Annotated in this window: 13 protein-coding genes and 2 pseudogenes; 8 read left to right on the top strand and 7 right to left on the bottom strand. The window is 48.1% G+C overall.

The window, feature by feature from the left end:
• Positions 1-60 precede the first annotated feature (60 nt).
• Both ABXS70_RS20450 and ABXS70_RS20445 read left to right on the top strand, forming a co-directional pair.
• A complete protein-coding gene (locus ABXS70_RS20450; protein WP_366290425.1) occupies positions 61-1,725 on the top strand; it encodes a PucR family transcriptional regulator ligand-binding domain-containing protein in 1,665 nt (554 codons plus the stop codon).
• A gap of 666 nt (positions 1,726-2,391) precedes the next feature.
• Positions 2,392-4,464 (top strand): ATP-binding protein, encoded by a 2,073-nt coding sequence (locus ABXS70_RS20445; RefSeq protein WP_366290422.1) that lies wholly within the window; start codon positions 2,392-2,394, stop codon positions 4,462-4,464.
• A 132-nt stretch (positions 4,465-4,596) separates the two neighbouring features.
• Here ABXS70_RS20445 and ABXS70_RS20440 read toward each other — a convergent pair whose 3' ends face one another.
• Positions 4,597-6,519 carry a sigma 54-interacting transcriptional regulator gene (locus tag ABXS70_RS20440; RefSeq protein WP_342554543.1) on the bottom strand — a complete coding sequence of 641 codons (1,923 nt, stop codon included), beginning with the start codon at positions 6,517-6,519 and terminating at the stop codon, positions 4,597-4,599.
• A gap of 508 nt (positions 6,520-7,027) precedes the next feature.
• A complete protein-coding gene (locus tag ABXS70_RS20435) occupies positions 7,028-7,951 on the bottom strand; it encodes a proline dehydrogenase family protein (RefSeq protein ID WP_366290419.1) in 924 nt (307 codons plus the stop codon).
• A gap of 252 nt (positions 7,952-8,203) precedes the next feature.
• Between ABXS70_RS20435 and pruA the strand changes: the two are divergent.
• Positions 8,204-9,752: pseudogene (pruA, locus tag ABXS70_RS20430) on the top strand (L-glutamate gamma-semialdehyde dehydrogenase).
• A 246-nt stretch (positions 9,753-9,998) separates the two neighbouring features.
• Positions 9,999-11,345, top strand: a complete 1,347-nt coding sequence (gene rpoN, locus ABXS70_RS20425) for an RNA polymerase factor sigma-54 (protein ID WP_366290416.1) — start codon at positions 9,999-10,001, stop codon at positions 11,343-11,345.
• A 119-nt stretch (positions 11,346-11,464) separates the two neighbouring features.
• Here rpoN and ABXS70_RS20420 read toward each other — a convergent pair.
• A pseudogene (locus ABXS70_RS20420) lies at positions 11,465-12,899 on the bottom strand (aspartate ammonia-lyase).
• Between the two features lie 331 nt (positions 12,900-13,230).
• On the opposite strand from ABXS70_RS20420, the gene ABXS70_RS20415 reads away from it, so the two are divergent.
• The 3 genes from ABXS70_RS20415 to ABXS70_RS20405 all read left to right on the top strand — a co-directional run bounded on the left by ABXS70_RS20415 (position 13,231) and on the right by ABXS70_RS20405 (position 16,503).
• Positions 13,231-14,508, top strand: coding sequence for a methyl-accepting chemotaxis protein (locus tag ABXS70_RS20415; protein ID WP_342554548.1), 1,278 nt, complete (start codon positions 13,231-13,233; stop codon positions 14,506-14,508).
• A 181-nt stretch (positions 14,509-14,689) separates the two neighbouring features.
• Entirely contained in the window at positions 14,690-15,547 is an 858-nt protein-coding gene (locus ABXS70_RS20410) for a hypothetical protein (RefSeq protein ID WP_366290413.1), read from the top strand.
• A gap of 242 nt (positions 15,548-15,789) precedes the next feature.
• Positions 15,790-16,503, top strand: coding sequence for a stalk domain-containing protein (locus ABXS70_RS20405; RefSeq protein WP_342554550.1), 714 nt, complete (start codon positions 15,790-15,792; stop codon positions 16,501-16,503).
• Positions 16,504-16,656: 153 nt separating this feature from the next.
• Here ABXS70_RS20405 and ABXS70_RS20400 read toward each other — a convergent pair whose 3' ends face one another.
• Positions 16,657-17,631, bottom strand: coding sequence for a ring-cleaving dioxygenase (locus ABXS70_RS20400; protein ID WP_342554551.1), 975 nt, complete (start codon positions 17,629-17,631; stop codon positions 16,657-16,659).
• 297 nt (positions 17,632-17,928) lie between these two features.
• Between ABXS70_RS20400 and ABXS70_RS20395 the strand changes: the two genes are divergently transcribed.
• Entirely contained in the window at positions 17,929-18,705 is a 777-nt protein-coding gene (locus ABXS70_RS20395) for a TIGR02206 family membrane protein (protein ID WP_342554552.1), read from the top strand.
• 243 nt (positions 18,706-18,948) lie between these two features.
• Here ABXS70_RS20395 and ABXS70_RS20390 read toward each other — a convergent pair whose 3' ends face one another.
• The 3 genes from ABXS70_RS20390 to ABXS70_RS20380 all read right to left on the bottom strand — a co-directional run bounded on the left by ABXS70_RS20390 (position 18,949) and on the right by ABXS70_RS20380 (position 21,368).
• A complete protein-coding gene (locus ABXS70_RS20390) occupies positions 18,949-19,743 on the bottom strand; it encodes an SDR family NAD(P)-dependent oxidoreductase (RefSeq protein ID WP_342554553.1) in 795 nt (264 codons plus the stop codon).
• 208 nt (positions 19,744-19,951) lie between these two features.
• Positions 19,952-20,212 (bottom strand): YqkE family protein, encoded by a 261-nt coding sequence (locus tag ABXS70_RS20385; RefSeq protein WP_342554554.1) that lies wholly within the window; start codon positions 20,210-20,212, stop codon positions 19,952-19,954.
• Positions 20,213-20,705: 493 nt separating this feature from the next.
• Positions 20,706-21,368 carry a peptidylprolyl isomerase gene (locus ABXS70_RS20380; protein ID WP_342554555.1) on the bottom strand — a complete coding sequence of 221 codons (663 nt, stop codon included), beginning with the start codon at positions 21,366-21,368 and terminating at the stop codon, positions 20,706-20,708.
• Between the last annotated feature and the right edge of the window lie 100 nt (positions 21,369-21,468).

The following is a 21,468-nucleotide window of genomic DNA, read 5'->3' as shown; positions in this document are numbered from 1 at the left end:
CTTATGTCCATCGATTATAATGTAAGAAAAAATGACACTGAGAGGGATCGACTTTGCGAAATGACCGCGTATTTACTGTCCGAGATATGCTCCGAGCGTCCGGTATTTGGTCGAGCGCGTCTTGCCGCAGGGCAGGAAGGCCTGAATCGTCAGGTGGGCTGGGTCCATGTGCTGGAAATAACCAATGTGTCTCCTTTTGTAAGCCAGCATGATCTTATTTTATCCACGGGTTTATGGCTTCGATCGGAAGAAGGTCGTGAAGCATATTTGATGCAGCTGATTAACCGCGAAGCAGCTGGATTATGTGTAGAGTTTGGAACCAGCATTCATGCCATCCCGGAATCACTCATTAAACTCGCGAACCTGCACCAGTTTCCGCTTATCGTATTTGAGGAGCCGGTACGTTTTGTCGAGATTACGCAGGATATCCACTCTCTACTTATTAACCATCAGCACCAATTGTTAAAGAGCCTCGAGACCTATTCCCGCGAACTTCAACAGCGAACGCTGCAGAGTACCGATCTGTCTGCTGTGTTGGAACTGCTGCATACCTATGCGGCCAAACCGGTAGTGTACATTTCGTCAATGGAAGCAGGCAGTTTTGTGCCCGGACTTGCCCCGGAGATGGAGCAGGCGATCCATAGCTGGTACAGCCGGGAAGTGGAGCAGCTGGATCTGAACGATTCGGATACCGAACTTTGGTTTCACATGGATGAAGGGACTTCACTCTTGTGTTACCCAGTCGTCTGTTTTGGTCAAGTGTTCTCAGCCATAGGTATGATCGTGCATCCGTCAGCGGTTGTGGAGTATCTTAAACTGCTTCTGGATTATACGGCCAAAGCTGCGGCGGCCCTTACACTTCGTTCTCAATTTCTTGAAGAGAAGATGGTACGCAACCAGAATGAACTGATTCAAGAGTTGATGAATGACCAGATTCAGCAGGAAGAGCAGGCGAGAACCCGCATGGGACTTCGTTTGCTGGTGAAGGGGCAGTACTGGTTTGCCGGAGGTATACTGGAGATTGAACACCGTATGAAGGGAACGGGCCGGGAACGAATGGAGGCCAATCATCAGGATATTCTGGTGCTGCTCCGTTCGCTTCTCAAGAAGAATCATCTGACCAGTCTTGTCATGCTGAAAAACAATCAAGTCTATCTCTGCTGTGCGAAGGAAGAAGCGCGAACGACCTCGCAGCAGCAGCTGATGCAGCTGCTGGAAGGCATCACTCAGGATGTCAAACGGTTCGCCAGTACAAATCTGAAGCAAGTACAGATTCACGCCGGTTTCGGCAAACTTCGAAATCAATTAACAAGGCTGAAGGACAGCCTACAGGAAGCGTATCAGGTGATTGAGGTGGCGCGTTCTGTCAAACCGATGAAACATGTTCATTTCTATGATCGTATGGGTATATATCAAATGTTAAAAGCAATGCCGCCTTCTTTCCTGCAGACGTTTGCCATGGATCATCTGGGAGTTCTTATCGAGCATGACCAAAACCACCAGTTAAGATTGGTAGAGACACTGGACGCTTATCTTGCGAATTTTGGATCTAAAAGAGATGCCGCCGCCCAGCTGTTCGTTCATCGACAGACTCTATATAACCGACTGGAGAAACTGGAAGAACTGCTGGGAACGGATTATATGCAGCAGGATAAACGAGTGTGTTTGGAGATGGCGCTGCTTGCTAACGCCATGATTGAAGGAGGAGATGAGCTGTCCCCTTGATAATTAAGGTTGGGGAGATGAGAATGCACATATGAACGTATTGAAAGGATTACAGCTTATTGATGCGCTGTATGCTTTGCGAAGAGCGAGACAGGCCATGAGAAGACCCTGCACTAGAGAGGCGGCCCCGATAACGTACGGATGAAGCGGATGAGAGAATCAAAGATAAAGAAGCAGGGGCTGCCAGACGATATGCAGATGTTACACGATTAGACCTTCGTTTTGGTTCATACGGTTTTTTTGATTCATACTGCTGTTGGTCTAAAGTTGGGTTGTTCAGGCTTAACCAAGCTTGAAGCTGTTGGGAACGGATGCCGAGTTGTGCACTCAAATTACAGATATCAAGATGTTTTTTCACATAAATCCGCCTTTCCTGAATGATCGGGCTGGGAGTAGGGTACGAAAGGATGCATGAAACCAAGTCGGTAAACGATGTGTACAGGCTTGCTCAGGTGCTCGGCGGAGTGCTGCTTTATGTTAAGAAGTGGTTATATGTATCCGTGATACGGTTCGTATACATGTGTAACCGCCTCTGTATCTTTTTCTATAAATTGGCTTTTATCAAGATTCTAACATTGGATATGCATATGCGCGTCTCAATCTAGTCTCAATTTTATGAGAAATCAACAATAGTCGAAGTGTCAGAATCTAGTACGGAGGATAGATATGGGAAACGGTAGTGAAGCTCAATATGAGAACGATGTCAGGGACGGAAAACGCTTTGTCGGTCGGACCAAAGAACTGAGGACATTGAGACAGTGGTTGGAGCATGCCGAAGCGCCTATGACTATATTTTCAGTTACCGGTATGGGTGGGATTGGAAAATCATCACTGCTTTCAGAAATGCTGTCTATAGCCAGGGAACGAGGAGCAACGGCTGTATGGATGGACGGACGGGCATGTGGTACGACACCCTCGGTGTTTGTAGATTATTTTATATCCACACTCGGGGTAGAGCTGGGGCTGCTGAAAAGCCATGGCACGCAGCTGCTCTCTGTGTTGAAAAGCATGCCCAGGGAAAAGCGGCTCGTCATTGCAGTAGATAACTACGAGGAGCTTGCACTGCTTGAAGGCTGGTTTATGGAAGTTTTTATTGCCAAACTTCATATAAGAGGGGTACTCATCATACTTGCTTCCCGTTCGGAACTTTCAGCGGCATGGCGAACGCACCCACGGCTGTATCAGCGGCTGATACAGCTGCAGCTGCAGCATTTCAATGCAGATGAGATTGCGGAATATATTGCAGCGGCCGGTCCGTTAAGACCGAGTGTCGCCGGAACCATAACAAAAATGACAGATGGACATCCACTTGGATTGGCACTTGCGGTGGAAGCGGCCGATCAAGCAAGAAACCTTCCTCATGCGGAGTGGGCCGAGCTTTCGCATATGATTAGTGCCCGGCTCCTGCTTGAGCTTACTACGCCGCATCTGCATCCAATGGTAGAAGTATTAACCCTGCTGGAGACGGCAAATCAGGAACTGTTATCTGCTGTGCTGGATATTGCGGTTAAGCCCGAAGAGTATCATATGCTGAGACGAATGTCTTTCATCCGCTCTGCACCGGATGGTCTGGCCCTGCATGATATGGCCAGAGTGCACTTGATGCGAGACTTTCGGCAGCGTGAGCCGTACCGCATGCAGTGCATGCGGATTCGAATTGCCGAGCTGCTCAAACCGCTCCATGAACAAGCCGGCCCCCAAGAGCGGCGTCAGATTGCGCGTAAGATGCTGCTGCTCTGTCAGGAAGCGATGCTCCAGTATCGCAAGTATGCCGATGTATCCCGCGACTCTCTGTTCTCATCGTTAGAACCGATGAACATGAAAGACCTGCCCGCAATGCATAAACTGCTGCAGCAGTGGTGTGAATACAGCGTTGAACCTTGGCAGGCTGTGAAATATGCTCCCTTTTTGGATGAACTGGCTCAGCAGTATCCCGGGGGAATCGTCTTGAAGCGTGACATGCGAGGAGAACCGATTGCGATGTTTATTACCGTGCTGGTGCACCGGGAGACAAGTGAGCTGCTCTTGAAGTATTTTCCGCATGAGATGAAAGAATGCTTTGCCCCGGAGGAGATGCAGTGTGATCCCGACGAGAGCGATACACACTTTGCGCTGCTGGCTGCGGCTCGAGACGATGTCCCTGGATATACACGCGAGGAACTTGTTGGCTATATGGTGCTGGACCGCTTGTCCCTACTGGGAGACGGGGCGAGAGCCATTCTGGTTGCAACCAATCCGCATTTGAAGCTGTTTCTGCGGAGCATCGGTTTTCAGATGAGGAGCACCTCTACGCGAGCTTGTGACCGATACGAGGACCGGGCGGATGTGCTGGAGCTCGATTTACGCAGCGGGCAGTTCGGCGCTTGGGTGATGTCGCTTCTTCACCCGGATCTGCCAGCGAATCAAATACAGCCTGGAACAGCGTCGGCAGGGCAAAAGCTTTGGTCCGAGCAGGAGGTACGCAAAATGCTTGCACATCTTCGTTCTCCCGGAGAGCTGCAGCCGTATGCGGAAAGAGTAACAGGTGTGAAGGATGGCATCCAGCTGCAGTTATACGTTCTGGACCTGCTGGAAGGCAGAGTACACGGCGTGTCTCCTCAAGACCAGAAGCTGCTGCATGCAGCTTACTGGACTCATGCTGGCAATCCAACTGCCGCGGCACAGGTGTGTTCCATGAGCCGGGCTACGTTTTATCGCCATCTCAGAACAGCACTGATCCGCTTAGCGAGAATATTGTAAGGAGCGATTTTGTTTTTGTATATTTTTTGGAAATGTCTAAAACCCCGAGCGAAACGGCAGGTGGTCCGTTACTGCGGGGTTTTTAAGCTGTGCATTCGTTCATTTAATCCGCCTATCGGCACCTGCGGCGTATTATAGACCGAGCCGTTTCATGCGATTATACAGTGTAGCCCTGGAGATGCCGAGCTGCTTCGCCAATGTTCGTTTATTGCCTCCCGCAGCCTCCAGATATTGCTGCAAAAGCCGAGCCTCATAGGCATCCAGCTGCTGCTGATAAGAGAGTCCCGGATCTTCGGAGCTTGCTTGACTGCCGGGAGCGTCCCATACTGCAGCATCCTCCGACGTGTTTCCATGCTGCAGTTTCTCCGTCACCTGTGGTTGATCTGCTCCTGCTTGGCCTGCAGAGATGAGGTTATCTGCTGTAGGATTCATTTCAAACTTTTCGTTAGCGTTTGCAGGGATCAGCGAATCAGGCAAATATTCCGACTTAATCTCGCCATCCACTGCCAGAATGGTCAGACGTTCAATCACGTTGCGCAGTTCACGGACATTACCGGGCCAATCGTATTGAAATAACAGCTTGAACACTTCCGGAGGAATCACTTCAATATGACGATTGTAGAGCAGTGAGAACTCCTGCAGAAATGTCTGAGTAAGTTCGTAAACATCCTCTTTACGCAGCCGGAGCGGCGGAATGATGAGATTGATGACATTCAGGCGATAATAAAGGTCCTCACGGAATTGATTGCGGGCAATCATGGCAGGGAGGTCCTGATTGGTCGCGGCAATGATTCGGCAGTTGGCTTGTTTGATGCGGGTGCCTCCAACCGGGAAATAACTCCGTTCCTGCAGCACGCGAAGCAGCTTTACCTGCAGTTCGGAAGGCATCTCACCGATCTCATCCAGAAAAAGCGTGCCCCCATCCGCCAGTTCGATTTTCCCCTTTTTTCCTTTGGGATCAGCCCCGGAGAAAGCACCTTTCTCGTAACCGAACAATTCGCTTTCAAACAGGGAAGCCGGAATGGCTCCGCAGTTAATCGCAATAAAAGGAGCGGTCTGCGGTTCACGCAGATCATGGATGGCTTTGGCGAACAGCTCCTTACCCGTACCGCTTTCACCCATAATGAGTACTGTAGCAGGAGTGGTGCTGATCTTGCGGATCGTGTCAAGACACTGCCGGATAATCGGACTGCTGCCTTTGATACGGGCGAATGGATCCGTCTCGGGACGAAGCCGGGCAACCGCTTTTTCCAAATGCTGTACCTTGGAGGACATATGCAGCAGTTCCTGATGCAGCCGAATTTCGGTTGTAATGTCCACTTCGGCAGCAACTGCTCCGACAATGCGGCCGTCCAGTCTGACAGGGCGGGCGTTAATCAGCGCAAACAGATCAGGTCTTGGCTGATGCTGCTTACGGTAGACGGTCTCACCGGTATATAACGTTTTGAGCGATTGGAGCCGTTCTGGAGGGAAAAAGTTGGCGGCTGGCTCACCGATAATATCGGTTTTACGAATAGAAAAGATGTTCTCCGCGCCGGATGTCCAGTAGGCCACCTTTGCTTCCTCATTAATTAACGACAGTGCAGAGCCTGCTGTCTCGAGCGTGGTTTCCAAATAGGCTTCCATCAGCCGATGAGCCTGAAGCAGGGAAGACATGACATCAGATGCGGAGATATACCCCTCCCATTCGTCACGATCATTTTTAATGAGCAGAACAGGGCTCTTGGCGAACAATGGAATCGCTTGTGCAAGTGGGGTGGAAGACGAAATCACCGGGACAGGAAGCATTAGTTGAAGCAGATCCTTGTTGGATTCTGATGACTCGGAAGAAAGTATGGAAGACGGATATTCCTCCATGAGCGAGCTGGGCTGATTAGGGGACGAACAGCAGAGATAAGCAGCTCCGGCAGCAGAACGCGCAAAAACAGGACGCGCTGTCGTTATATCCCAATCTGGATGTGTTGGTGAAAGGAAATGTCCGTTAACGGGAAGTTCATTGTAGATCTGCATGTCTGTCCGCGTTAGTCCGTTCAAAGTGGGAAGTAAATGTCTCATCAGGATCACCTCATTACAGCATACGGATTAAAGTGATTGAATTTATAAATAGTATATCGTCTGCAGGGTGTTGTGTATATATTTTTTGACATCTGCTGTTCGTATGTTATTTTTGGGAACGGTTACTTCGAAGTGAGGAATTTATGTATACGATTTCATTAGACGGAGATGAGGATTTATATTGATATTACTACAAAATATAACTTTTTATAGAAAATATACACGGGATGAATGTTAAGTTATATGACACTTTTGAAGTGTTTAAATAAGCCGAAATACCTGCTGGAGAGAGAAGAGAATAATGCAGCGGAGAAGAATACACCGTAATTTCGAGAATTAAGTCTAAAATTTCGGACATTTAATTTGATTATTCTTATTTTTTAGACATATATGCGGTTTGAAGATTCGGTGACGAATTGTGATGGAGCTGTCATTTAAAAAAGTGGCAAAAACCATGCCCTCCAGGGTGAGTGGATTGCATGGCATAACAGCGCTTTTTATGTGCATTCTAGCGAAACATATTTTTAACAACCATCCAGAGATTAGCAGGTTTCTCGGCCAGACGACGGGTGTAGTACGGGTACCACATCGTGCCATAGGGTACATAACAGCGGATACGATAACCCTCCTGTGCCAGACGTTCCTGCTCACTCATGCGCAGACCGTATAACATCTGGAATTCAAAGGCCTCAGGAGAAATATCTCGATCTTTCACGTATTGTTTTGTCCAGTTAATGATGTGATCGTCATGTGAGGCGACAGCTGTGTATACACCTTGGTCAAGATGATGGCGAATCATCGTTTTGAACTGATGAATGACCTCGGTCGTGCTCTGGTAAGCGACAGAAGCAGGCTCTTTGTAGGCGCCTTTGACGAGGCGAAGGCGAATGCCTTCCCGAATCATATCGCGAGTATCCTCTTCCGTTCGATGCAGATAAGCCTGCAGTACTGTGCCGGTGTTATCAAGCCCTTCCGCATGCAGCCTTCGCACCATATCGAGTGTGGCCTGCGTGAACGGGCTATCTTCCATATCAATGCGTACAAAGAGCTCGTGCTCCTTCGCCCGGGTTGCAACCGTACGAATATTTTGATAGCTCTCTTCGGGATCAAGTGCCAGCCCCATCTGCGTCGGTTTGAGTGAAACATTGGAGTCAACGCCGCTATGCGCTATGCCGTCTACCAGCCTCACATATTCATCACGGTATAGCGCCGCTTCACGTAATTGGGTAATACCCTCGCCCAAGTGATCCAGTGTCGCCATAATGCCTTTGCTGTTTAAAGTGCGAATTTCATCCAGTGCCTCTTCCAGCGTACTGCCTGCAATAAACTTACCAGCGAGCTTTTTCCCGTATTTGAGCGACAGGTTTTCTACTGCTTTATTGCCAGCCACGGTTAACAACGTTTTACGGTATAGTTCCGTTCCGACACTCATCGTGGTTCCTCCCTAATCATTCATGATTGTGTATTTCATATATCTAGCAAAAAACGTGCCAAAAGCTGCTGTGTGCAGTGGTTTTGCCTTAATTTTTTTATGGAAATTTTTATCTCCGTGAATCAAAAAAAATTCATTCTCAAGCGGAGTTGGCACGCTTCTTGCTTCATATATTTGATTGAGACGTAAGTGCTGCATGAATCCAAGCAGCGATATAGCGGCAGAACCCGCATCTTGAAGGAGGAATCATTGATGAATATCCCTTTTGTTAACGAACCATTTACAGTTTTTGCGGTAGAAGCGAACCGGAAAGTCTTTGAGGAAGCGCTGCGTAAGGTTGAATCCGAACTGGGACAGGAATATCCGATGATAATTGGTGGGCAAAAAATAACCGGCAGCCGCACATTGACCTCCGTCAACCCGGCAGCCAAAGATCAGGTGGTTGGAACGATTCATCAAGCTGATCGGGAGCTGGCCGAGAAGGCCATTCAAACGGCGGCAGAGACATTCCGCACCTGGAAACATACGGACCCGAATGAACGGGCCCGTTATCTGTACAAAGCGGCTGCGATTATGCGCCGCCGCAAGCACGAGTTCTCCGCCTGGATGGTCTATGAAGCGGGCAAAACCTGGTCGGAAGCGGATGCGGATACCGCCGAAGCCATTGACTTCATGGAGTTTTACGCCCGGGAAATGCAGACGTCTCAGTGAGCCGCAGCCTCTTGTACGCATTGCAGGGGAAGATAATGAACTGACGTACATTCCGCTCGGTGTAGGTATCGTTATTCCACCTTGGAATTTCCCGCTGGCGATTATGGCAGGCATGACCTCGGCGGCTTTGGTTTCGGGTAATACAGTCGTGCTGAAACCTGCGAGCACGACACCGGTCATCGCAGCCAAGTTTATTGAACTGCTGGAAGAAGCGGGGCTGCCGGACGGTGTGGTGAACTTCCTGCCCGGGCCGGGAAGCGAAGTGGGCGATTATCTGGTCGACCATGCACTAACACGTTTTATCAGCTTCACCGGTTCCCGGGATGTGGGTCTGCGAATAAATGAACGGGCTGCGCGTACTGCTCCGGGCCAAAAATGGATCAAACGTGTGATTGCCGAGATGGGCGGCAAAGATTCGATCATAGTTGATCAAGATAGCGATCTGGAACTGGCGGCCGAGTCCATTACAGCTTCGGCTTTTGGTTTCTCGGGCCAAAAATGTTCGGCGTGTTCCCGTGCCATAATTCATAAGGATGTATATGATGAAGTACTGCAAAAAGTGATTGAACGTACGCAGAAGTTGACGCTGGGAAGCCCGCTCGAAGTTGAAAATTACATGGGACCTGTTATTGACGATAAGGCTTACGCGAAGATCACAGAATATATCGAGATTGGCAAAGGGGAAGGGCGTCTGGTCCATGGCGGAGGTACGGGAGATCCTGCAGGATATTTTATTGAGCCGACCATAATAGCAGATGTGGACCCGCAGGCCAGGATTGCCCAGGAAGAAATATTCGGCCCGGTACTGGCCTTTATTAAAGCCGATTCCTTTCAGGATGCTCTGGAGATTGCCAACAATACGGATTACGGTCTGACGGGTGCGGTGATTTCGCGCAATCGGGCCCATCTGGAGCAGGCGAGACAACAATATTTTGCGGGCAATCTGTATTTTAACCGCAAGTGCACGGGGGCATTGGTGGGTACCCATCCGTTCGGCGGATTTAATATGTCGGGAACGGATTCCAAAGCAGGAGGCAGAGATTATCTGCTGCTGTTTACACAAGCGAAGCTGGTATCTGAAAAGTATTAATGCAGCGGGATGCGGCATGTCTGTATTAACATGCTGACAATGAATGAACTGTATGGTAATATGCCTGCAAATCCCTTTTTTACAATACTTCGAATTACCATGAAAATATTGAAGACGGGATATTCAAGCGGATGCTCTTCGGGTTATATTGTCATGGAAGTGTTCCGGAGAAAAGGCATTACTTTAACGTATAGCGCACCGCACTGTGTTCAATTCATGTCCAGCTTGACATAAGGAGGGCGACGGATGTTAGATGTTCAGTTGGTGCAGGAACAGCGGTTCCGGCTGTCCATCACGCCGGAGATGAAACAGTCCTTTCATCTGCTGACCATGTCTGGTCAGGAGCTTTATCGTTATTTGCAGGAAGCCGCAGCGGATAATCCGCTGCTTGAACTGGAAGATCAGCCCGCGTACCCGTTCAGATCAGTGCGGCGAGACAATACGCAATGGCATACTTCGTATGATCCTTTACTTCAGGCCAAAGGAACAGAGCCTACGGTGGAACAAATCCTTGCTTCGCAGATTCGCCTAATGAGTATGCCGAACGGACTGGAGAAGGCGGCTGTCTATTTGGCCGGATGTGTAAATGATGATGGATACTTGAAGATGGAATTATCAGACATTCAGACTGTATTAAAGGTATCCATGAGTGAGCTGAATGCAGGGCTGGACGTTCTGCAGTCTCTGGACCCTCCGGGGGTGGGAGCACGGAATCTGCAGGAATGTTTGCTGCTGCAGATTCGCCGTGATGCATCTGCAGCGCCGTACGCCGAGCAGATGGTGCAGGCAGGCCTGGAGGCGTTGGTTCCTTTCCATCCTGGACGAACGGGAGACAGACTTGGCATCACCTCGCGGGAAGCACAGGCGGCGTATAACTATATCACGCAGCTGGACCCCAAGCCGTGCCGCTGCATTGGAGCTGCTGAACGCCCGCATTATGTTGTTCCCGATGCTGCCGTGGAACTGCTTCACGGAGAGAGGGTGTTCAGACTGCTTGCAGCAGGTAATCCGCGTGTATCCTTGAATGAAGCCTGCAGCAGCTGGGTCAGAGATTCGGCTCCCGGCGAACTCTGGAAGAATCGGGTGTCAGAAGCGAGGGCCATTATGCGCAGTGTGCAGCAGAGGCGCAGGACTTTGCTTCGTGTGCTGATGGCTGTTATGGATGAGCAGAAGCACTTTTTGAGTGAGGGCCTTGATGCGCTGGTACCGCTTAATCTCGCGGTTATTGCTGAGAAACTTCATATGCATGAATCAACGGTCAGCCGTGCTGTAAACGGTAAATATATACACACTCCTTATGGAATCTATGAGGCAAAGAGCTTTTTTGACTCCGGCATATCAACCGTATCAGGACAGCAGACGTCCGCATCCGCTGTCAAACGACGTCTAAAGGAAATTGTTCGAACCGAGCAGATCAATAGGCCGTACTCAGACAGCCAGCTGGCTACTGTTCTAGCTGATGAAGGCATCCTTCTTTCCCGGCGAACTGTTGCGAAGTACAGGGAAGAACTTCGGATTTTGCCTTCCTTGGAACGAAAACGCTGGAACAGCCATCCAGTGGATCAGGCTTCCTCTCCCCGGACCAAGCGATGAGAAGAAGCCGGAGTATGCTTTTTAAAACCAACCTGTGAAGTACCTCAAAGAAAAGAGCCCTGTTAACCGAATAAACGGATAACAGGGCATTTCATTGACTCCCTTTAAGCTTAGAGAACTTACAAGCGCTCCATATTACGCAGGAAATGTTCTCCGGCAATCCCAGGTGTAGTCATTTGTTCCGGATGTAAAATCTCTTCCAATTCCTCAGGGGTCAGCAAACCTCGCTCCAGAATGATTTCCTGCAGGGTCATCCCGGTTTTCAGTGCTTCTTTTACGATGGAGGCAGCTACATTATAGCCCAAATGAGGATTCAGGGCTGTCACGACACTAAAGCTTTGTTTCATGATGAGCTCACAGCGCTCCCGATTGGCTTCCATCTCTTCCACGGCGTACCGTGTAAATACATCAATCCCGTTATTCATAATCTTCAGCGATTGCAGCAGGTTAAATGCAATAACAGGGCCCATCACATTCAGTTCGAACTGTCCAGCTTCACAAGCCATACAGATGGTATGGTCATTCCCCATGACTTGGAAGGATACCTGATTAATCACCTCTGCCATTACCGGATTGACTTTCCCCGGCATGATGGAAGATCCCGGCTGACGTGGCGGCAGAAGCAGCTCATTCAGTCCGGCACGCGGGCCTGAAGCCATCATGCGGATGTCATTACAGATTTTGGAGAGGCTGACTGCACATACTTTCAGAGCCGCCGAGAGTTCCAGATAAGCATCTGTATTCTGGGTCGCATCAACCAGATCGTCTGCGGTCTGCAGCGGAAGGCCGGTGACCTCTGACAGATACTCGGTAACCTTGACGATGTATTCCGGTTTGGCATTGAGTCCTGTTCCTACAGCTGTTGCACCCATGTTAATGGTGAGCATGCGTTTATTGGCATATTCAAGTCGTTCGATATCCCTTCCAATGACACGGGCATACGCACCGAATTCTTGTCCCAGGCGGATCGGTACGGCATCCTGAAGATGGGTGCGCCCTACTTTTACCACATCGTTGAACTCGACTTCTTTTTTGCGAAAGGCCTCCTGCAGTTTTTTCATCGTGCCCAGCAGTGTCTCCGATAGACGATAGGTCTGCAATGCGCAGGGCTGTTGGTACAACGTCATTGGTAGATTGGGACATGTTCACATGATTATTGGGGTTACAGTGAAAGTAGTCCCCTTTATTTTTGGTTAACAGTTCGAGTCCGCGGTTGGCCAGAATTTCGTTGATATTCATATTCATGGAGGTGCCTGCACCGCCCTGAATGGAGTCTACAATAAAATGATCGAGATGATGGCCTTTCATCATTTCATCCGCTGCCATAATGATCACTTCACCGATTTTGCCCGGAAGCATCTTCAGTTCCATGTTCGCCATAGCCGCTGCCTTCTTAACAGCAGCCAGCGCCGTAACCAGTTCGCGGTGCACCGGAACGCCGGTAATCGGGAAGTTCTCTACAGCCCGCACCGTTTGAATTCCATAGTACGCATAAGCCGGGATTTCTTTTTCGCCGATAAAATCTTTCTCCGTCCGTGTGGACATAGTAGACATCTCGTTCGCCTCCATTGGCATCATCAAAATAGTTCTGCTCCAGCGCTGCTGAAGCGCACTCAGTATATCATTTAAGCAAAATAGATGCCAAGCTAAATGATTCTTTCGTTGTAACCGATAATAATTTAAATTGGGGAATTTAAATTTTGTTTTATTAATTACAGCAGCGGGGGAGGGTACCAAGCTTGTCTTATTCATTATGAGCTAAATGGTATGAAAGTCATTCATGGACGATTGGTCAGAGGTGAATAGAGCGTTTTCAGTGATATATGTCACATGATATTTGGTACATGATTGGTAAAATAGGAAAAAAGGACTACGGGGTGCGAACATGAAGTGGACTTTAGGGGCTAAGACTGTCGCAGGTTTGATACTGATTTCAATTATTACGTACGGAACTAGCGGCTTTTTTATTTTTTTTGTCAAGGATTGGATTTCGCTTAATATGCCGAGCTGGCTATACATATCGATTGTTCTGCTTATGGGAGTATGCTGGAACGGAATTCTCGGATGGTTGGCTTCCCGCTATCTGACTCGTCCGATTGTGCAGCTGTCCCGTGCAGCGCAGCAGGTATCCTCCGGAGATTTGACGACGGAGATTCCGCAGCGCCGCACTCAGGATGAGCTTACTGTATTATATGATGCTTTCAACGTAATGGTTTCTAATCTGAGAAGCATCGTGAACGATATTGCGGAAAGTACACGGACAACCTCTCAGAATGCTCAGTCCTTAAGTGAAGCAATTACCCAGGCAGCCGAACAGATTGAGATGATGTCAGAAGCGGTAGATCATATTGCGGTCGGTGTAGAAGATCAGAAAGTGACTTCTCATCATTCCCTGATTACAGCGGATGAAATGTTAAGTGATTTTCAGAAGATGCAGCATCAGTCCGTAGGTATGACAGAACTCTCTGGTCAGATGGAACGTTCGGTGGATCATACGAAAGGCACCTTCTCATCGCTCATGAAAGGCATGGACGAGCTGGCAGCATCTCACAATCGATCCCGTGATATTATGCTGCTTCTGGAGAAGGAAGCTTCGGATATTGAAGTGATTACCCAATCCGTTAAAAATATTGCTGAAGAAACCGGACTGCTTGCTTTAAACGCTTCCATTGAAGCGGCACGTGCCGGAGAAGAGGGCGCGGGCTTCGCGGTTGTTGCTCAGCAGATTCGCAAGCTGGCTGACGAGAGTAAAGATTCGGTGCATCGCATTAATGAGCTGATCAGCCGAGTGCAGGAGCGAATCCGTGAAACCGTACAGCTCAGCCATGAACAGCATGGACTGGTTGTGAATGAGTCGCAGCGAACCATTTCCGTCGATCAGACACTGCATGAGCTTACAGGCACGGTTGAAGTATTTATGAAAGGTGCCCATGATATCGGTTCCAAAATTGCTGACCAGACAGGGCGTGTGGAACAAACCCATGGCCATGTGAAAAAGATTCAAGGGAAAGCCGTTTCCTTCTCGGATGAAGCTAAGCGCATTATGGATGCTGCGCATGAGGAGACCGCAATCATGGAGGAAATCTCTTCTTCAGCAGAAGAGCTTAGGCAGTTAACAGATCGACTGCTCGACAAAACCAAAGCATTTCGGATGCAGCCTTGAGCTGTCTCCGAAATGCTTTTTATTTTCCGGGAAATTAGCTTATTTTGGTTAAAGACGAACGTTTTTTCGTGTGATTGAAGATTTGTAAAGATTTTTTAAGAAAGATTAACAAAATTGCAGCGCGCAGGCGATAAATGAAGATATAATAGGAATATCACAACAGAAGAAGGAGCCCAGTATATTGAAAACTTGGACAGGTATCCTGCTGATGATTATTTTGGCGGTTGCCGCACTTTCGGTAACTTCGACTGCCAAAACGACAAATGAGTCGCAACAACAGCTTAATATAGATGAATCATCCAGCCAGACCGCAGCGGTCGAGGCTTCCCATATAGATGGAATGAACCATGCAGTGAACAGCAATAAAGATAAGGCTAAAGATATGATGCCGATTAAAGCAGATGACGTTTCGACAGCACCTGAGAATAACAACGTTCGAGTGTACCCGATGAGTGTTGAGGGTTCGGGATATATATATAATGGCCTTGTGGTTGAGGCAGACGGCAAAAAGCGTGAATTTAGTGATTGGAGAGCAGAGGGGGGTTCGTACAAACCTGAAGTACATGAACTGGATTTGAACGGCGACGGTAAAAAAGAGATTGTGGTGTTGTATTCGGAGGGGCACGGCACTGGAATTTATCTGGGTCAGGCACACATTCTTGATCCGGTTTCACTGGAAGTAATGAAGATGCAGACTTTAGATGAGATTGTGAAGGAACGTGTGGAGTCCAAAGTTACGGTAACCTCCGACCAGATCGAGATTGGGGTGACCTTGAACGGGGTTCCAGAGGAGTCCTCTCGTGTGGATAAGGCAGCCGGAGATGTACTGTATTATGAGAAATTACAATTTGGTCGTGTGACTTATTATAGTGTAGAGGATAACAAGCTTGTTGTTTCTACATCGGGGGCATATGGCGATGGGCTGTATGCCGGCGATTTAACGTTTTCTTATGTGTTTCAGAATGGGGAATGGAAGGCGAGCGATTTAAAATATAGTATGGAAGTATATGAAGAGGAATACTACGAGTCATTTGATTGAGTAAAGGTTGGAATTGTGCTGCAGCACAACGATATAGATTGGATTACCTATAAAAATACGGAGCATGTCATGGCAAGCATGACCATCGGATGGGGCTGAAAAAAAAGGAGTGACTACAGCCTCATTTTGTGCTGTCTGAATATAAAAAAGTTTCGAAAAAATGCTGAAAACAATTGACATTCACGCTTTAGTCGTTTAAATGTATAAAGGACAACTCATTTAAACGTCTGGGAGGGATTTTGATGAAGAAAAAAGTCGTACTCGGTTTGATGGTGGGCACATTGACGCTTGGGATAGGTACAGGTGCGTTGGCGGCAACAGGTCTGGAGCAGATCAAGGCATATCTGAACAGTAAAATTACGTTGAAGCTGAACGGTGAAACAGTGACTGCCAAGGATGCGAATGGCAAGACCGTTCTGCCGATCACATATAACGGAACAACGTATTTGCCGGTGCGTGCGGTTGGGACACTGCTTGGAACCGAGATCAATTATGACGGTGCAACTTCATCCGTCCTGATCGGTGGAACGAATGGATCTGCGCCTGCGCCAGGAACAAACGGAAAAGTAACGCTGAGTGTACTTGGAACATCCGTATTGGGATCGACCGCTTGGCACACTAAAGATCCTGCGGATACCACATACAAAGGCAAGGATTATAAGGATGTTTATCTGCATAATGACCCTACGAAGCAGGGAAAAGATATTCAGATCAATACAGGTAAAAAGTATTCTTCTCTGCACTTGGAACTTGCCGCGCTGAAAGGAAATCAGGAGATTCATATCTACGATCAGGACCTCGCGACTCTCAAAAAATTCAATATCACTCCGGAAACCGGTATGATGAGTCTTGATGTGGATGTGAAAGGTACAGACGCTGTCTATGTCGAGATTGTATCTGAAGATCCGGGTTCAGCTCTGTTTGTACCGCTCACGACCTCGTATCTGACCAAGTAAAACTTCTTACGGAACACAAACATAAAAAACGATGATTCATCAGGCAGGCTCTGAACCCAGGTTTGAATTCTGAGCTGCATGATGAAAGCATCGTTTTTCTTATATTCATTAGTGATTACAATCTATTGCTGGTTTACCTTGTGCTTATGAACATTAACGAATCATCGTATCCAGCGGTTTCAGGTTTGCTTCGATCTCGGCACGGCGTCCTTCCAGGAATGGAGGAAGTGCAAGGGATTCCCCAAGAGTGGCAAAATCCTCGTCTGTATCAAATCCCGGGCCGTCTGTAGCAAGCTCGAACAAAATACCGTTTGCTTCACGGAAGTACAGGGAACGGAAGTAGAAGCGATCGACAAAACCGGAGCTTGGGAACTGGAACTGATGCACGCGGTCAACCCACTGTCTCAATTCTTCCTCATTGTCGACACGGAAGGCTACGTGGTGAACACTGCCGCGTCCAGGACGTTCCAGCTCCAGATCATTACGCTCCTCCAGATGAACTTCTGAACCGCTGCCGCCTTCACCAGATTCGAATACAAGCACATCAGGCTGACCGGATGTAAAAGCAGGATAGCTGCCTTTTGCTCTAAATCCAAGCAGTTCGGTGAGGACAGGTGCGGTGAGTGAAGCATCCTGTACAGTCAGATGAATTGGACCCAAACCTACGATGCCATATTCTGCAGGTACAGGGCTTCGATCCCAAGGTTTGCCGCCTGCAACACCCGTGTTATGTTCGTCAGATACAAGAATCAGCCGCATGCCTTCGAAGTCTGTGAATGCCAATGTCGCACGGCCTCCGCGCTGCATGATCTCGCCGTGAGGTACTTCATATTCGTCGAAGCGCTGCGCCCAATAGGCAAGAGCTGCATCGCTTGGTACACGAAGGGAAGTAGCCGAGATGCTGTTCACACCTTCACGTGTACGCCCGGCCATCGGAATCTCGAAGAAAGTAAGCTCTGTACCGGGATTTCCTTTCTCATCTCCATAGAACAGGTGATAGACCGAGACGTCATCCTGATTGACCGTTTTTTTGATCAGGCGCAGGCCCATGATATCCGTATAGAAGCGGTAGTTCTGATCAGCATGTGCTGTGAGTGCGGATACGTGATGAAGTCCTTTAATAAGCATAATATATTCCTCCTAGAGATAAAGTGAAGTCCTACGAAAAATCCTGAATGTCATGGAGCGCTAATGTGAGTACTCCAAAGATAGGTTAATCACATTTTCAGTTATCATATTTAAAGTTACTAACTTTTTGTATGTTTTGTTCTTGGCTTTATCTTAACATAAAGATATTTATAATACAATATTTATTTTATATGAAGGTGGACAGTTACCTGATTCGGTGGCAGAATGAGAAAAGTTACCATTCCTATTGTAAGGAAATAGTCCCTTTTAACCTGATCAAAAGGAGAGAGGAAAGGCATGGCCTACCCATCTTGGCTTGACCCGTATGATGCAGAGCCTTTTGCAGCATTCTCGACTTCACATATCGTATCGATCGTCATCATCGCTGTACTGATTCTCCTGTTATTTCTATTTAGACGTCAGCTCCGTTCTATGTCTAAACGTTCAAGCCAGCTTACGCGTATGGGGCTGGCGGGGTTCATGATTGGCTGCGAGATCCTGCTGCAATTTTGGTATGTGTATGGAGGGATTTGGAGCCTGCAGACTTCACTTCCGCTGGAGCTGTGCAGCTTATCGTTATTATTGTCAGCACTGTTATTGCTAACACGCAAAAGATGGTTGTATTCTGCTCTGCTTTTCTCAGGTATCGCAGGTGCCCTGATGGCCATTGTAACACCGAATTTGGGCTATGCATTTGCTCATTTTCGCTTCATCCAATTTTTTACGGCTCATGCAATGATCATTTTTGCTCTGCTCTATATGACATTGGTGGAACAGCTTCGTCCAGGATGGCGATCAGTTGCAGGCTCCATGATATTTGTGAATGTCGCGGCGCTGGTGGTGTATATTGTTGATGTTTTACTGGGTGCGAATTATATGTTTCTGAGACATAAACCGAACACACCTTCCGTGTTAGACGTGCTTGGGCCTTATCCAGTCTACATTCTTGGTGAGGAGCTTCTTGCTCTGGTGTTATTTTCCTTGTTATACCTGCTGCTCTTTGCCATTCCAGAGCGGCTGAAACGGATGGCTGGAAAAAAGGTCAAGCAGCCGCAGCTGCATTCCAAAGGCTGACATGAAACTTCATCTTTAACTAGGGCGTGTCTTGAAACCCGCTGAAGTGCATCTTTTCCCCCTTTCGTCCCATGCTGCGTCAGTTTCCCTTGACGTGCCCCGGCACGCCTGCGGTAAACTTCCTGGCATGGAACAAAAATTCGGCAAAATTGGCTTCCTTCAGCGTTTTCAGACACACCCTAAAATAACCCGCAAAAGCTTTGGTCATCCAAAGCTTTTGCGGGTTTGTTTAATTTATGGAGTTCAACCACGAAGAAGTGATTCAGCACCATCTACGTAGATTCGTGTACCTGTCACATGAGAGGCTTCGTCTGAGGCGAGGAACAGCACCAGATTAGCGACCTGCTCCGATGTTCCCGGTTCACCCTTAAGCGGATGTTCGTGTCCCTCAGGGAACTCCACTGGTATCTGAACATCCTTCAGGTCATCGGATGGATAGGTATTGTCATCAATATTCGTATCAATTGCACCCGGACAGACTGCGTTCACGCGAATTTTATAACGGGCAAGTTCGAGTGCGGCCATTTTGGTGAAAGCGGTTTGACCAGCTTTGCTGGAAGCGTATGCAGAAAATCCAATACCGGAGAATACGCGGTTTCCATTAATCGAACTGGTAATAATGATGCTCCCGCCGCGTTCCTTCAGATGAGGAATGGCATACTTCACCGTTGCGAACGTGCCGCGCATGTTAATCTCCATCGTCTGGTCCCAATCTTCGATTTTCATTGTTTCAATAGGAGCCATCGCACCATTAATACCTGCATTTGCAAAAACGATATCCAGCTGGCCAGCTTCTGCAGCAGCCTGATTCATCGCCTTCTGTACATGCTCCGGCTTGGAGATGTCACATTCAATGACGTAAGCTTCTCCGCCTGCTTTTTCGATGATCTGTTTGGTTTCCTCTGCATTCTCGGGTGTACGATCCAACATATATACTTTGGCTCCATGTTCGGCGAAACGGATCGCAGAAGCCTTCCCGATGCCTGAGCCGCCTCCAGTCACAATCGCTACTTTGCCTTCCAAACGTTGTTCAGCCATTACTGATCCCTCCATATATAGGTTATCCTTGGACACTCTACTTCTAAATACCCGGCATGGGGGTGATGAATCATATGTATATATATTAAAAAACAGGACCCTGTTTGGGTCCTGTCGGTTAACCAGTCATCATCATATAACCAGCTTTATAAGTATCATTTTATAGGAGGGAGTGGAGGTAGAGGTGTAGTTCTCTTTGCTTCCAATATTACTTATGTTTCTTCCAGTCCATCGAGCTGTTGTTCAGCAAGTACTCAAAATCATTATCCTTACGCTTCTGCTCCGCCTTACGAGCTTCCTCTGCCTGTAAACGTTCCTGTTCTTTACGTTCCGCCTCGGCAGCTTTGGCTTCATTGGCCTGCGCTTTGAGCTTCTCCAGCACATCGCTGCTGAGCAGATCCTTCAGCGTAGCGGGTTTGTCCTGTGTCTGAGCTTTGGGCGCTGGGGTGTGTCTTCTGGATTTTGCCATAGGAAAATCTCCTTTCCAAACATGAATCATAGTCTATATCGTTTCGTAGTCATAGTATATCAGGTTCACGATGTGCATTCCATGAAGATGCGCATTCCATGAAGATCCGCAGTCCATGCATAACAAATGATAGAACAAAGGCGGGATAGATACAGGAAAAAGGGTATGTCACGGCGAATGGAAACGAGTATAAAATCATATAATGTTACCGATACTGCGACTATCCCCGGAGAAAGGAGTCGTTGTTCGTGGAGACAGACCATCGTTTGTTGAAAGGGCTTGCATGGGGGGGGGCCTTCAGCTTCCCGTTGTGGATTGCAGCTATTGGTTGGCTGCGCCTATTAGGATGGTTGTATTGAGAATGCAGCACATGACCAAAAGTACTGAAAGAAAACAGGCTGATCTAATCAATTGTGTAAACGCTATCATTAAATAAGCTCTGTTCCGTGCCAGATGCACAGGACAGAGCTTTTGTTTGCTGCAGGAGAGTCTGTTATTTCTTGTCTTCTGTAATCTTGACCGGTTCCGGATATTCAAGGCCGTGCGTATCAACCGTTACTTTTTTCATAACCTGATCGGTAACCGGTTTATTTGCTTCGCCTGTTTGCTGTGCTGCAATACCATCCACAACATCCATACCTTCAGTCACTTTACCAAAGGAGGCGAAAGCATTATCCAGATGATCCGCATCACCTAACATGATAAAGAACTGGGAACCAGCTGAATCCAAATTGTCACCGCGAGCCATCGAGATGACCCCACGTGTATGTTTCAGATGATTTTTGTGACCGTTAGAGGTAAATTCCCCTTTAATCGCATACCCTGGGCCGCCTGTGCCTCTTCCTTCAGGATCGCCACCTTGGATCATGAAGCCTGGAATAACACGGTGAAAGATGGTGCCATCATAGAACCCTTTGTTCGCCAGTGATATGAAATTGTATACCGTATTTGGTGCAATCTCAGGGTAAAGCTCAATGACAATCTTCTGTCCGTCCTGCATCTCAATCGATGCCACGGGATTCGGGCCCTCGGGCGGGGCTGGAACCTGGGTTTGTGAAGAAGCATTGCTGGCAGGGCGTCCACACCCGCTCATAACGATCAGCAGCAGCATAAGAAGAAGCGAAACTGCGGTTGTTTTTTTCCACCGTAAAGACATGAATAGGTTCCTCCTTGGTTCGTTCTTCAACTATCATACCGTTTCCGGGTGCAGCATGGCAATGCAAGCTGTGTTCAACTGGTGAACTGGGGATGGTCTT

The organism is Paenibacillus sp. AN1007, from assembly GCF_040702995.1.
Taxonomy (GTDB): Bacteria; Bacillota; Bacilli; order Paenibacillales; family Paenibacillaceae; genus Paenibacillus.
This window is presented reverse-complemented; position numbering and strand designations above follow the sequence as displayed.

Coding starts and splice junctions, on each gene's coding strand:
- ABXS70_RS20445 (WP_366290422.1), top strand. CDS start 2,392: ATGGGAAACGGTAGTGAAGCTCAATATGAGAACGATGTCAGGGACGGA.
- ABXS70_RS20395 (WP_342554552.1), top strand. CDS start 17,929: ATGGCCTACCCATCTTGGCTTGACCCGTATGATGCAGAGCCTTTTGCA.
- ABXS70_RS20390 (WP_342554553.1), bottom strand. CDS start 19,743: ATGGCTGAACAACGTTTGGAAGGCAAAGTAGCGATTGTGACTGGAGGC.
- ABXS70_RS20405 (WP_342554550.1), top strand. CDS start 15,790: ATGAAGAAAAAAGTCGTACTCGGTTTGATGGTGGGCACATTGACGCTT.
- ABXS70_RS20440 (WP_342554543.1), bottom strand. CDS start 6,519: ATGAGACATTTACTTCCCACTTTGAACGGACTAACGCGGACAGACATG.
- ABXS70_RS20415 (WP_342554548.1), top strand. CDS start 13,231: ATGAAGTGGACTTTAGGGGCTAAGACTGTCGCAGGTTTGATACTGATT.
- ABXS70_RS20380 (WP_342554555.1), bottom strand. CDS start 21,368: ATGTCTTTACGGTGGAAAAAAACAACCGCAGTTTCGCTTCTTCTTATG.
- ABXS70_RS20400 (WP_342554551.1), bottom strand. CDS start 17,631: ATGCTTATTAAAGGACTTCATCACGTATCCGCACTCACAGCACATGCT.
- ABXS70_RS20385 (WP_342554554.1), bottom strand. CDS start 20,212: ATGGCAAAATCCAGAAGACACACCCCAGCGCCCAAAGCTCAGACACAG.
- ABXS70_RS20435 (WP_366290419.1), bottom strand. CDS start 7,951: ATGAGTGTCGGAACGGAACTATACCGTAAAACGTTGTTAACCGTGGCT.
- ABXS70_RS20450 (WP_366290425.1), top strand. CDS start 61: ATGACCGCGTATTTACTGTCCGAGATATGCTCCGAGCGTCCGGTATTT.
- rpoN (WP_366290416.1), top strand. CDS start 9,999: ATGTTAGATGTTCAGTTGGTGCAGGAACAGCGGTTCCGGCTGTCCATC.